Origin of the sequence: Affinundibacterium amnicola, assembly GCF_014284275.1 — a bacterium.
Classification (GTDB): domain Bacteria; phylum Pseudomonadota; class Gammaproteobacteria; order Burkholderiales; family Burkholderiaceae_D; genus Undibacterium; species Undibacterium amnicola.
In genome coordinates this window covers 672,398-684,830 of the sequence record NZ_JACOFU010000001.1, presented here as the reverse complement: position 1 = coordinate 684,830, position 12,433 = coordinate 672,398, and the positions used below count along the sequence as shown (strand labels likewise).

Sequence of the window (12,433 nt, the reverse complement as noted above, 5' to 3'; positions counted from 1 at the left end):
CAGTAAAATGGAACAACAATTGATGATGTGCTTCAATAGACAACTAACGCACATTCACTAAATACACTAAGCAAGATCAGCTCGATCAGTGTCGATTTGCACTCGAAGCTCAAACTCATCTCAAAAACTGGGCAACAAATATGTCATTAAAAATTGTTTTGGATACCAACGTCTGTCTGGATTTATTTGTATTCAAAGATCCGCGTTGGCAACAAATCCTGGAAGGTCTGCAAAATAAGGAATTGAACGCGATAACACGAGAAGATTGTCGAGACGAATGGCTAGCGGTTTTAAACTATCCGCATTTACCCGTCAACGACGAAAATCGAGAGCGGATTGTATCAAGTTTTGATGAATACATTTTGTTAGAGAAAAATCCGACAAAAGAAATCAAACTTCCAGCTTGTAGCGACAAAGACGATCAGAAATTTCTTGAAACTTCTAGAGACGCTGAAGCAAAAGTGCTGGTAACGAAAGACAAAGCACTTCTCAAGCTAGCAAGGAAAATACAGAATATGAATCTATTCATTATAGAAACCCCAGAGAAATTTGTTGCTCGCCTAGTTGCAAAAGCGCAAGTTTTGTAACTAATTTCATTAAATGCACAATAAAGTGATGACAAATTTTGTTGCTCGGGGTTATCCTTACAACACGTAAGTCAGGTTGCTATCGATAAATATTTTCATACATTCTTAGTTTAGCAAATATTAAACTTTGAATAAGAACGTTCATTGAAATTTCATCATCAATTACCAGCAACTTTCACCGCAAGTTCGCACATCACGATTGGCGTTTAGGAGAGAAAAAGATTATGGCAGATTCAGCAGATGATCTAGATGCATTGTTTGAAGAGATGTCCAGTCAAAGAGAGACAGTTGCGCCAGCGGCTCCACAAGTTGTAACGGCACCAGCGCCTGAAGTAACGCATAGTAAGCTTTCACTCGATCTCGAAGGCCAGGAAGCAAGCAAACCAATGTTTGACCGATTGGGTAATTTGGTTCGCATGATGCATGACTCTATGCGCGAATTGGGTTATGACCGCTCCTTATCAGACGTTGCATCACAAATTGCAGATGCCCAAGGCCGACTCGAATATGTTGCATCACTAACGGAACAAGCGGCTAATAAAGTATTGAATGCAACTGATGCGGGTATTCCCGAACAAGATGGTTTGGGTAAGAATGCAAAAGATATCGAAGAGCGTTGGACGACACTATTTAGCGGCAAAATGAGTGTTGATGATTTTAAATTACTGGCTTCAGACTCAAAGTCCTTCGCTAGTAAAGTGCAAGCCTCCACTGATGCCGAAAAAGCGCGACTCTTAGACATCATGATGGCGCAAGATTTTCAAGATTTAACTGGTCAGTTAATCAAAAAAGTATTAATCATCACACAAGCAGTTGAACATGAATTAGCGCAAATTTTGCTCGATAATGCCCCTACTGAACTGAAAGAAAAAGCCATTGAATTGATGGAAGGCCCGTCCGTTCCAAATGCTGCACTAGAGCAGGACGATGTAGATAACCTACTTGACAGTTTGGGTTTCTAAATGGATGACATGCTCAAAGAATTTGTCGTTGAGGCATTAGATCTGGCGATCAATGTAGAAGAGCACCTGCTCTCTTTGCAACGCAATCCAGAGGATATGAATACGCTCAACGCGGTGTTTAGGTCATTTCACACGATCAAGGGCGGTGCAGGCTTCATGAACTTGTCTGCCATGGTTTCCGCATGCCATTTAACTGAAAACTTATTTGATGCTCTACGAACCGGAAAATCGCCAGTAACGCCTATCGCCATAGAAGCAGCTCTTGAAGCTAGTGGTTTTGTATCGGATCAGTTAACCGCATTATCAAATGGTACGGATCCTGACCAATTATCCACCATGCCTTCAGCGCTAGAGCAATTACTCAATGATGCGATTGAAGGTAAATCATCTTCAAGCGCCCCAGCCAATAAAGCAGCAGAGGTTCAAGCATCTTCAAATGCAAATGCCAGTGCTATCGTAGCGGCAGCACCCGCGCCAATGGCTGAAGGTGAAGTACCTTGGGATGCGTACTATCGCGCAGTTGTTCCCGCTGGCACATTACCAGAACCAGCCGTCGTCAATCCTGTAATGAAGCAAGAACAGGAAGCGGTCAAAACTTCGTTGGCAAGCAATGAGACCAAACAAAACGCTCCGGTCAAAGAAGAAAGCATACGTATCGACGCAGTGAAACTCGACGTTTTGCTGGAAGTCGCTGGTGAATCTGTTCAGGCGGCAAACCAAGCTGCCGTGTTACTCGAAAAGCTGTCACAATATTCATTTGACGGCGATGCAGCGCCTTTAATGTCAGCACTAACAGAGACGCTTAATCGCGCTTCACGTTACTCGACCGAGTTGCAAAGAGCAACGCTGGCGACGCGCATGCAGCCAGTTGGACGCTTGTTCCAAAAATTCCCACGCTTGATTCGAGAACTTGCCAAAGATTTAGGTAAGGACGTGGACTTGGAAATCTCTGGTGCCGAAACAGAAGTGGATCGCGTTGTCGTCGATAGTTTGTACGATCCACTGGTTCATATGCTACGCAACTCACTGGATCACGGCATTGAAACGGCTGACGAGCGCGCACAAACCAGTAAGCCTGCCCGCGCAAAAATTTTACTCAAAGCTTGGCAAGAAGCCAGCAGTGTCATGATCGAAGTCACTGATGATGGCAAAGGCATGGATGCGAACCGGTTGCGTGAAAAAGCCATTTCAAAAGGCTTGATCAATGCTCACGAAGCGCGTACTGATGATGAAGCCTTTCAATTGGTTTTCTTACCTGGTTTTTCTACCAAAGAAGTCGCTTCCAGTGTTTCAGGACGCGGCGTTGGTATGGACGTGGTAAAAACAGCTGTCGAACGGCATCGCGGGGCGATTCGTATTAATTCACAGCTAGGCAAAGGAACTACTTTTATTATTCGCTTGCCTATCGAATTGTCGATTGTTCCGACCATGTTGGTGCGCACTGCGGGAGCATCTCTAGCCTTACCAATGGCAACGGTGCAACGTGTGGTTGAGTTACCTGAAACCTTTGAAAGTGTTGGCGGTCAACCGGTATTACGTGATCTCGGCCGTCCATTACCAATTCGCTCGCTTGGACAAGTGCTCGGCTATGAAAAGAGTACTGAGCGCGTAGGCATTGTGATTGCTGCTCCTAATCCTTATATCATTTCTGTTGATTCCGTTGATGGCACGTCGGATCTGGTTATTAAACCACTTACATGCATTTCCACACCAGGCATTACAGGTACTGCCCGCTCTGCAGAAGGTGAATTGGTATTGGTAATTAGCTTATCTTTCCTACTTGATGGATGTAAAGTTGTTGAGCGTCACGGCACTTAGCATCATAATTTCAAAATAGAAAAGGCGGCGGCAGATCGAAAGGTCTGCCGCCGTTTCAACATCAAATCTGGTTCTCTGGCAAAATGGCCGTACTAAATTACTCGGCATCCGCCTGATTATTCATGAGCACTAAAGCTTTGCAAATGCAGCCAGACCTTTCCTTTCAGAATCGCTTCACTCAATTAGGTGTGCCTTTCTTCACGACACTGCATCCGAGTCCAATAAAAAATCCGTATTTAATTGCAGTTAGTAGCACCATGCTCAAAAAATTTGGAATCATTGATGCGCAAGCAAATTCAGCAGAATTTATTGAGGTATTTAGTGGCAATCGCGTTCATCCAACTAGCACGCCATTAGCCGCAGTTTATTCAGGACATCAATTTGGTGTCTGGGCAGGACAATTGGGTGACGGTCGCGCTATCTTATTAGGAGAACTTAGCGCAGTTGACGAAACCAGTCAGGCATCAAATCAAAGCGCAAATCTCCACGAAATTCAGCTAAAAGGCGCTGGCATGACTCCCTACTCTCGCATGGGAGATGGGCGTGCAGTTTTACGCTCCTCGGTCAGAGAGTTTTTATGTTCGGAAGCAATGGCAGGATTAGGCATTCCCACGTCTCGCGCTTTGTGCATTATTGGATCGGACCAATACACGATGCGTGAAATGCCAGAAAAAACGGCTATCGTCACACGTACAGCTCCTAGTTTCCTACGATTTGGTTCCTTTGAACATTGGTACTACAACGACAAGCCAGAACAATTGCAACAACTTGCAGATTTCGTCATTCAGCAGTATTACCCGCATTTACAAGAACTAGAAAATCCTTACCAAGAGCTGCTCAAAGAAGTCGTAATAAAGACCGCAGAATTGGTCGCACAATGGCAAACCGTTGGCTTTATGCACGGGGTTTTGAACACCGATAATATGTCAATACTTGGTTTAACTTTGGATTACGGCCCTTTTGGTTTCATGGATGGCTTTGATCCCGCCCACATTTGTAATCACAGTGATAGTCAAGGACGCTATTCATATCAAATGCAAGCACGCATAGGCCAATGGAATTGCCACGCTTTAGCACAAGCTTTATTGCCGTTGATTGGCAGTATTGAAGCGACTCAAGAAGCGCTCTCTTGCTACGCAGAACACTACGAAAGCTATTACGCACAAAGACTTAGCGAAAAATTTGGACTACTTGAAACCCTACCAGGTGACCAAGAATTGTTTGCCGACTATTTGGCATTGATGGCGGCAACCCACACTGACTTTACACTGGCTTTCCGGAATTTAAGTCAAGTCACCTTAGCACCAAGTGCGCAGGAAAACGCCTTGCGTGATTTATTTATCGATAGAGAAAAACTAGATCAATGGCTGCTAGTTTATCGTCAACGCTTACAACAAGAGCACTCTGTCGATGCCGAACGCACAGTAAGAATGAATCAAGTGAATCCCAAATATGTACTCCGCAACTATCTTGCGCAACAGGCGATAGAAAAGGCTGAGCAGAAAGATTTTAGTGAAATCGATCTACTCTTAAAAATATTGGCAAATCCGTTTGCCGAACAGGCTGAGTTTGAAAGGTATGCGCAACTTCCACCGGACTGGGCAACGCAACTTTCCGTTAGTTGTTCGTCTTAGCGACGAATTGCTGCTATTTGATATCGTCGAAAAATTCTCATTCATTTACTTACATTTCTTACGATCATGAACAAAATTAAAAAAACGGAAGCCGAATGGCGCCAGCAACTATCGGCACTGGAATATCAAGTCACTCGTCACGCAGCAACAGAGCGTGCTTTCACTGGCAAATTTTGGGATCATCATGAAGTTGGTATCTATACTTGCGTTTGTTGTGACACCCCACTTTTTGAATCAGATGCAAAATTTGATTCCGGCTGTGGCTGGCCTAGCTACTTTAAAGCACTTAATCCTGAACATGTCAGAGAAATTGCGGATCATACACATGGCATGACGCGCACAGAAATTGTGTGTAATATCTGCGACGCGCATTTAGGCCACGTATTTCCAGACGGCCCACCACCGACGCGCTTACGTTATTGTATTAATTCCGCATCACTCAAATTTAAAGCAAAAAATTAACGCTATGATGAAATTCCTGTTTGACGTCTTTCCCGTAATTCTCTTCTTCATTACCTACAAATGGGGTGAGAAAAATGCAGAATCTTCTCAACAACTAGCGAATCAAGTTCTCTCGCATTTCACTGCCGGAAATGGCGTCGGCCTAGAACAAGCGCCGATTTTATTGGCGACTGCGCTCGCCATCCTTGCCTCTGTCATACAAATCGCTTATCTCTTAATTTCCAAGAAAAAAGTCGATGCCATGTTGTGGATTTCATTCTTCATCATCACTGTATTTGGCGGTGCCACGATCTATTTCCAAAACGATGCCTTCATCAAATGGAAGCCAACCATCATTTACTGGTGTTATGGAGTCGCCTTCTTGATGAGTGACTTTATTTTCAATAAAAATTTATTGAAAATGGCTATGGGTGGGCAGATTGTGATGGCCGATGAAATCTGGCGTAAATTGAATTTAATTTGGGCCGTCTATTTCCTGGCAATGGGTTTATTGAACATCTATGTTGCATTCAACTATGCTCAAAGCACTTGGGTTAGCTTCAAACTGTACTCAATTGGTGCTTTACCTGTCTTTCTAATTTTACAAAGCTTCTTTCTTGCTAAACATATACAGGAACCAAAATGAGTTCTCGCTTTGAACGTATTCAACAATGCCTGGAAAATTCACTACAACCTAGCCTCTGCGAATTAAAGGATGATTCCGCAGCGCACAAAGGTCATGCTGGCGCTGCCAGTGGTGCTGGGCATTACTCTGTGACCATCATTAGCGAAAAATTTGAAGGTTTAAATCGCATTTCTCGCCACCGACTAGTGTATGATGCCGTTGGCGATTTAATGCATACGGAAATACATGCCCTTGTTATCCAAGCTTTAAGTCCTTCTGAAACACCAAAATAACCATTTTTATTAACCGTTTTTTGTTTTACTTACTTTGTATTTTAGGAACAGATAATGACTTTTAAACCCGCTCATTTGCTGGTTGTACTTCTAGTAACCGCATTCCCTGCGATGGCGCAGAATTTGGCAACGGTCAATGGAAAAGCAATCCCTGCCTCGAAAGCAGAACCATTTGTAAAGCAAGCTTTGGCACAAGGTCAAAAAGACACGCCACAACTGCGCGCAATGATTAAAGACCGTTTGGTTGGTACAGAAGTATTGTTGCAAGAAGCAGAAAAAGCTGGCTACTCAAAAAATGAAGATGTCAAAATCCAAATCGAAATGGCTCGCCAACAGATTTTGATTCAATCATTGATGCGTGCTCACGTAGAGAAAAATCCAGTATCTGAAGCAGATATCAAAGCTGCTTACGATAAATGGAAAGCGCAAAACGGTGACAATGAATACCATCCTTTCCATATCTTGGTTGAAAAAGAAGATGACGCTAAAGTCATCATCTCCAAGTTAAAAGGTGGCGCTAAGTTTGAAGAATTAGCAAAGCAATCAAAAGACACTGGTTCTGCTGCAAAAGGTGGTGATTTGGATTGGGTTTCCCAAGCTAATGTGCCACCAGCATTTGCAACAGCATTGGCGACATTGAAAAAAGGTCAATTCACAGAAACTCCAGTTAAAACTGAAGTTGGTTTCCACGTGATCAAATTAGATGACGTGCGTCCTCTGAAATTGCCAACAATGGAAGAAGTAAAACAACAGATCGGTGAAAGCTTGGTACAAGAAAAAGTTCAGGCTTATCAACAGTCATTGATCAAAAAAGCAGTGATCAAGTAATCTGCAATCACTCGTTTGATCCATAAAAAAAGACGCTCTCGGGCGTCTTTTTTTACTTCTTCGACAGCGAAGATAATTACACGCCCATTTTTTCCAACATACTGCCAAGTTCACGCAAAGCTGGTTCAAGCTTCGGATGTTTACTGGCAAATTCTGCATAGATAGCGCGGGAACGATCACTTAAGGCCGCATACAAAGGATCATCTGGATTTTCATCTTTGGCTAAGACTGTTTCAATGTCTTGATGCAAATTTTGCAGTAATGCTTTCATTTCGGCATCGACCTGCTCGGTTGTATGCAAGCCATCCTGCAACTGCTTTAATAAACCTTTTAACATATCGCGTTTCATCGTTCTCTCCTTAGTACTTCAAATGACAAATTAGATTAGCTCGACGGGACACAAATCGTCGGACTTCGCTTAATCATGCTTTATAAAGCAAAGCCACCGCCTCGGCGGCAATTCCTTCTTCACGCCCCAAATAACCAAGCTTCTCATTGGTCTTCGCTTTAATATTCACTTGGGATAGTGCTACTTGCAAATCTGCTGCAATATGTTCGACCATTTTAGGAATATGCGGCGCCATTTTTGGCTGCTGAGCGATAATCGTTGCATCTAGATTGCCCAGCACATATCCACTCTCATGTACACGTGAAATTGCCTCTCTGAGCAATACACGAGAATCTGCACCAGCAAACTTGGCATCGGTATCGGGAAACAATTTTCCAATATCACCTAAAGCCGCTGCCCCCAATAATGCATCTGTGATCGCATGCAGCAAGACATCAGCATCAGAATGCCCCAACAAACCCGTTTTGTGCGGGATATCCACACCGCCAATGATCAATTTACGCCCTTCAACCAAGGCATGGCAATCGTAACCTTGACCAATTCGGAATGGCATAGGCAGGGAGATTCGACTATGGATGTTTGCACTCATAAATCTTTAAAAAATAAATTCAAAAACTCTAAATCTTCAGGCACAGTCAATTTGCGATTACGCATTGCGCCTTCTACTAATTTAGGACTATATCCTATCGTTTCAATAGCACTGGCCTCATCGGTCACTGCGATTGCCATTTCCAGCGCGCGCGACAGCAAATCCAGACGAAACATCTGTGGCGTCTGCGCCAACCATAAATCTTGTCGATCTACGGTTTCTACACGCCCTGCCACACTGCGTTTAACGGTATCGACGACTGGCAAGGCCAACAAGCCACCATTCACATCAGCACCAACTGCTTCGATTAACTTAGATACCAAAGCAGGCGTCAATCCTGGACGCGCTGCGTCATGCACCAGAACCTGATCGTAATCTTGATATTGACTAAATTTACGTATCACTTCCAAACCATTTTGTACGGTATCGCGACGCGTAGCGCCTCCGCAATTTAACACCGTTAGTTTTTCATGCGCAGCTAAAGCTTCATCAATAAATGCATCTTCAGTGCTGACTACGACAAAGATATGATCAATTTGTGAGCAAGCTAAGAAACAATCAACCGTTCTTTGCAAAACGCTCTTCCCCGCCAAATCCAAGTATTGTTTAGGTATATTGCTAGCCATACGAGCACCAACGCCAGCCGCCGGAATTAAGACGATATATTTTGGCTTTACGCCGTTTAAACTTTCCCCTAGCAAATTGCGGGGCAAATCGGATAAGTCGGAAGATTGTTGGGTCATTTCAAGGATACAAGTAGCTGCGCTTGTGCATCGTTTATAATTGATCCTCATTTTAACCGCCAATTCCTGCTTCTGGGCTTTTTCCCGCTCGTAGCGCACGAATTTGCAGAACTCCTTGCTTTACATCTAATGTCTTTCGATTTCATCAAAGCGCTACCCAAAGCTGGTCACCGATTCGTGCTACCGTCTACTCACGGTTCCGCCGATGCTTATGCCATTGCACAAGCCGCTGCTGCCTTAAAAGCGGAACAAAGATTTCTGACGATCTTCGTTGCCAGTCCAGCAGACGCGCAACGTTTACTCAGTGAATTGCCTTGGTTCGCCCCAGATCTGCGCTGCCATTTACTACCAGACTGGGAAACGCTGCCGTATGACGCTTTTTCACCGCATCAGGATCTGGTATCCGAGCGTCTGGCGACCTTGTATGAAATCAATAGTGGTAACTGCGATGTTTTAATCGTCCCTGCTACCACGGCCTTGGTGCGCATGGCGCCACCGTCGTTTTTAGCGGCTTATACCTTCTTCTTTAAAGTTGGTGAAACACTCAATGAAGCCAAGCTCAAAACGCAATTAACATTAGCTGGTTACACCCATGTCTCCCAAGTCATGTCGCCGGGTGAGTATTCTGTGCGCGGTGGCTTGATTGATTTGTTCCCTATGGGCTCTGTGCTGCCGTACCGACTTGACCTGTTTGGCGATAGCATAGAAACCATACGCACCTTCGATGCCGATACTCAGCGCTCGCTGTATCCGGTGAAAGAAGTTCGCTTGCTGCCGGGTCGTGAATTTCCTATGGATGAAACGGGTCGCAGCGCGTTTCGTAATCGTTGGCGCGAACAATTTGAAGGCGATCCTTCACGCTCTACCGTGTATAAAGACATCGGCAATGGGATTGCATCAGCTGGTATTGAATATTATCTGCCCTTATTTTTTGAATCGACGGCGACACTTTTCGATTACCTGCCGCAAAACACGCATTACGTTTTGATTGGCGATATCGAGGAAGCGATACAACGCTTTTGGGTTGACACTCGCTCACGTTATCAGTTTTTAAAATCCGACAGAGAACGCCCTGTTCTACCGCCAGAGACCATTTTCTTACGCGACGAGGATTTCTTTGCAACACTAAAGTCGGAATCTCGGTGGATCATACAAAATGGTGGCGCGGCCTCTGAAGTCTCTAGCTTTTTGCCGGATATCGCTGTCAATCGTCGTGCCGATGATCCACTAACAAATTTGCGCTCGTATTTATTGCAAACCGATAAGCGCGTCTTCATTTGTGCAGAAACCGCAGGTCGGCGTGAAACCTTGCAACAATATTTCCGTGATTTCGATCTCGAAATTAGCATCAGCGAAGATTACACCGACTTCATCACCAGCAGCCCCAAACTGGTCTTAGGTGTAGCACCGTTACATGCAGGATTCCAAGCGCACGACATCGCGTTTATCACTGAAACCGAGTTATACGCTGGCTCTGGCAAACGCGTAGGTCGCAAAAAACAAGAAGCCGTGACGCAAGTCGAGCACATGGTGCGCGATTTGTCTGAATTGAAAATTGGTGATCCCGTCGTCCATAGCAACCATGGTATCGGTCGCTACATGGGACTGATTAGCATGGATCTGGGTGAAGGTGAAACCGAATTCCTGCACCTGGAATATGCGAAAGACACCAAGCTCTACGTGCCAGTATCGCAGTTACACGTAATCTCACGCTACTCTGGTGCATCGCCCGATGACGCACCTTTGCATGCGCTAGGCTCGGGTCAATGGGAAAAGGCCAAACGCAAAGCCGCACAACAAATTCGTGATACGGCGGCCGAGTTACTCAACTTGTACGCTCGCCGAGCTTTACGTCAGGGTCATGCATTTGAATATTCTGCGCACGATTACGCGGCCTTTGCTGACAGCTTTGGTTTCGATGAAACACCCGATCAAGCCGCAGCGATTACCGCAGTAATTGGCGACATGACTTCAGGTAAGCCGATGGACAGATTGATTTGCGGTGACGTCGGTTTTGGTAAAACTGAAGTCGCTCTACGTGCCGCTTTCGTTGCGGTGATGGGCGGCAAACAAGTCGCGATTCTGGCACCGACTACGCTGCTGGCAGAACAACACGCACAAACCTTCACCGATCGTTTCGCCAATTGGCCAGTAAAAATCGCCGAATTATCACGCTTCAGAAGCGGCAAAGAAATCGCGCAAGCCATCAAAGGCATGGGAGATGGCACGGTCGATATCGTGATCGGCACGCATAAACTTTTATCCGAAGACGTCAAATTCTCTCGCCTCGGTTTGGTGATTATCGACGAAGAACATCGCTTCGGTGTACGTCAAAAAGAAACACTCAAAGCCCTGCGTGCCGAAGTCGATGTACTGACCTTAACAGCGACGCCAATTCCACGAACACTGGGCATGGCGCTTGAAGGATTACGCGACTTCTCTATCATCGCCACCGCCCCGCAAAAACGTTTAGCAATCAAAACTTTCGTGCGCAGTGAAGGCGATTCCGTAATCCGTGAGGCGTGCTTACGTGAACTCAAACGCGGCGGTCAAGTCTATTTTTTACACAATGAAGTCGAGACCATAGAAAACCGTAAAGCCATGCTGGAAGCCTTGTTGCCGGAGGCACGCATCGCAGTCGGTCATGGTCAGATGAATGAGCGCGATTTAGAAAAAGTCATGCGCGATTTCGTTGCGCAACGCTACAACATCTTACTTTGCACGACGATTATTGAAACCGGTATCGACGTTCCAAGTGCCAACACCATCATCATGCATAGGGCCGATAAATTTGGTCTAGCGCAGTTACATCAATTACGTGGCCGCGTCGGTCGCTCACATCATCAAGCCTACGCTTATCTGCTGGTGCACGATGTACAAGGCTTAACCAAACAAGCGAATCGTCGTTTGGAAGCGATTCAACAAATGGAAGAACTTGGTAGCGGGTTCTACCTCGCCATGCATGATTTAGAAATTCGCGGAGCAGGTGAAGTCTTAGGCGACAACCAATCTGGTGAAATGCACGAGATTGGATTCCAGATGTACTCAGACATGCTGAGTGAAGCCGTACGCAGTTTGAAGAACGGCAAAGAGCCAGATCTCGCCGCACCACTCTCCACTACAACTGAAATTAATTTACACATCCCCGCTCTCTTACCCAGCGATTTTTGTGGTGATGTACACGAGCGCTTATCTATCTATAAGCGCCTGGCAAATTGCAACAAGCTTGAAGCCATTGATGATTTGCAAGAAGAGATGATAGATCGTTTTGGTAAATTGCCAGAACCAGTCAAATCACTCTTAGAAACACATCGACTGCGGGTTGCCGCAAAGCCGCTGGGCATTATCAAAATTGATGCCCACAGCGAAGCCGCAACACTGCAATTTGAACCACAACCACCGATCGATGCGATGCGCATTATCGAATTGGTTCAGAAAAACAAACACATCAAACTCAACGGACAAGACAAGTTACGCATCAGCGCCAACATGCCCGATCTGGCCGCACGCGTCGCCCAGATTAAGAGCACGATGAAAGCCCTGCACTAATCGTCCTACACCAAT

General features: G+C 45.3%; 12 protein-coding genes. 9 read left to right on the top strand and 3 right to left on the bottom strand.

What is annotated here, in order from left to right; genetic code table 11:
* Nucleotides 1–140: 140 nt before the first annotated feature.
* The 8 genes from H8K33_RS03080 to H8K33_RS03045 all read left to right on the top strand — a co-directional run bounded on the left by H8K33_RS03080 (nt 141) and on the right by H8K33_RS03045 (nt 7,188).
* Complete coding sequence (locus tag H8K33_RS03080) at nt 141–587, top strand: putative toxin-antitoxin system toxin component, PIN family (RefSeq protein ID WP_186889489.1); 447 nt, start codon at nt 141–143, stop codon at nt 585–587.
* Between the two features lie 224 nt (nt 588–811).
* Complete coding sequence (locus H8K33_RS03075) at nt 812–1,549, top strand: protein phosphatase CheZ (protein WP_186889488.1); 738 nt, start codon at nt 812–814, stop codon at nt 1,547–1,549.
* Nucleotides 1,550–3,367, top strand: a complete 1,818-nt coding sequence (locus H8K33_RS03070; RefSeq protein ID WP_186889487.1) for a chemotaxis protein CheA — start codon at nt 1,550–1,552, stop codon at nt 3,365–3,367. It abuts the gene before it with no gap.
* Nucleotides 3,368–3,489: 122 nt separating this feature from the next.
* Nucleotides 3,490–5,001, top strand: coding sequence for a protein adenylyltransferase SelO (locus H8K33_RS03065; protein ID WP_186889486.1), 1,512 nt, complete (start codon nt 3,490–3,492; stop codon nt 4,999–5,001).
* Between the two features lie 66 nt (nt 5,002–5,067).
* Nucleotides 5,068–5,463, top strand: a complete 396-nt coding sequence (gene msrB, locus H8K33_RS03060; protein ID WP_222613256.1) for a peptide-methionine (R)-S-oxide reductase MsrB — start codon at nt 5,068–5,070, stop codon at nt 5,461–5,463.
* Nucleotides 5,464–5,467: 4 nt separating this feature from the next.
* On the top strand, nt 5,468–6,088 hold the full coding sequence (locus tag H8K33_RS03055) for a septation protein A (RefSeq protein ID WP_343043777.1): 621 nt from the start codon (nt 5,468–5,470) through the stop codon (nt 6,086–6,088).
* Nucleotides 6,085–6,360, top strand: a complete 276-nt coding sequence (locus H8K33_RS03050; protein ID WP_186889484.1) for a BolA family protein — start codon at nt 6,085–6,087, stop codon at nt 6,358–6,360. Before H8K33_RS03055 ends, H8K33_RS03050 begins: the two co-directional genes overlap by 4 nt.
* 54 nt (nt 6,361–6,414) lie before the next feature.
* Nucleotides 6,415–7,188 carry a peptidylprolyl isomerase gene (locus H8K33_RS03045; RefSeq protein ID WP_186889483.1) on the top strand — a complete coding sequence of 258 codons (774 nt, stop codon included), beginning with the start codon at nt 6,415–6,417 and terminating at the stop codon, nt 7,186–7,188.
* A 76-nt stretch (nt 7,189–7,264) separates the two neighbouring features.
* On the opposite strand, the gene H8K33_RS03040 is transcribed toward H8K33_RS03045, so the two are convergent.
* The 3 genes from H8K33_RS03040 to ispD all read right to left on the bottom strand — a co-directional run bounded on the left by H8K33_RS03040 (nt 7,265) and on the right by ispD (nt 8,869).
* Nucleotides 7,265–7,537 carry a DUF4404 family protein gene (locus H8K33_RS03040; protein ID WP_186889482.1) on the bottom strand — a complete coding sequence of 91 codons (273 nt, stop codon included), beginning with the start codon at nt 7,535–7,537 and terminating at the stop codon, nt 7,265–7,267.
* Nucleotides 7,538–7,610: 73 nt separating this feature from the next.
* A complete protein-coding gene (gene ispF / locus H8K33_RS03035; RefSeq protein ID WP_246443244.1) occupies nt 7,611–8,126 on the bottom strand; it encodes a 2-C-methyl-D-erythritol 2,4-cyclodiphosphate synthase in 516 nt (171 codons plus the stop codon).
* Nucleotides 8,123–8,869, bottom strand: a complete 747-nt coding sequence (ispD, locus tag H8K33_RS03030) for a 2-C-methyl-D-erythritol 4-phosphate cytidylyltransferase (RefSeq protein ID WP_186889481.1) — start codon at nt 8,867–8,869, stop codon at nt 8,123–8,125. The genes ispF and ispD overlap by 4 nt, the downstream gene beginning before the upstream one ends.
* 129 nt (nt 8,870–8,998) lie before the next feature.
* Here ispD and mfd point away from each other — a divergent pair, with 129 nt between their 5' ends.
* The gene (gene mfd / locus H8K33_RS03025) at nt 8,999–12,418 is read left to right on the top strand and encodes a transcription-repair coupling factor (RefSeq protein ID WP_186889480.1); all 3,420 of its coding nucleotides are present in this window, start codon (nt 8,999–9,001) and stop codon (nt 12,416–12,418) included.
* The last annotated feature ends 15 nt before the right edge of the window (nt 12,419–12,433 follow it).

What these genes read in the sequence shown, in the direction of transcription:
- H8K33_RS03080 (WP_186889489.1), top strand. Translation starts at nt 141, where the DNA reads ATGTCATTAAAAATTGTTTTGGATACCAACGTCTGTCTGGATTTATTT.
- H8K33_RS03075 (WP_186889488.1), top strand. Translation starts at nt 812, where the DNA reads ATGGCAGATTCAGCAGATGATCTAGATGCATTGTTTGAAGAGATGTCC.
- H8K33_RS03070 (WP_186889487.1), top strand. Translation starts at nt 1,550, where the DNA reads ATGGATGACATGCTCAAAGAATTTGTCGTTGAGGCATTAGATCTGGCG.
- H8K33_RS03065 (WP_186889486.1), top strand. Translation starts at nt 3,490, where the DNA reads ATGAGCACTAAAGCTTTGCAAATGCAGCCAGACCTTTCCTTTCAGAAT.
- msrB (WP_222613256.1), top strand. Translation starts at nt 5,068, where the DNA reads ATGAACAAAATTAAAAAAACGGAAGCCGAATGGCGCCAGCAACTATCG.
- H8K33_RS03055 (WP_343043777.1), top strand. Translation starts at nt 5,468, where the DNA reads ATGATGAAATTCCTGTTTGACGTCTTTCCCGTAATTCTCTTCTTCATT.
- H8K33_RS03050 (WP_186889484.1), top strand. Translation starts at nt 6,085, where the DNA reads ATGAGTTCTCGCTTTGAACGTATTCAACAATGCCTGGAAAATTCACTA.
- H8K33_RS03045 (WP_186889483.1), top strand. Translation starts at nt 6,415, where the DNA reads ATGACTTTTAAACCCGCTCATTTGCTGGTTGTACTTCTAGTAACCGCA.
- H8K33_RS03040 (WP_186889482.1), bottom strand. Translation starts at nt 7,537, where the DNA reads ATGAAACGCGATATGTTAAAAGGTTTATTAAAGCAGTTGCAGGATGGC.
- ispF (WP_246443244.1), bottom strand. Translation starts at nt 8,126, where the DNA reads ATGAGTGCAAACATCCATAGTCGAATCTCCCTGCCTATGCCATTCCGA.
- ispD (WP_186889481.1), bottom strand. Translation starts at nt 8,869, where the DNA reads ATGACCCAACAATCTTCCGACTTATCCGATTTGCCCCGCAATTTGCTA.
- mfd (WP_186889480.1), top strand. Translation starts at nt 8,999, where the DNA reads ATGTCTTTCGATTTCATCAAAGCGCTACCCAAAGCTGGTCACCGATTC.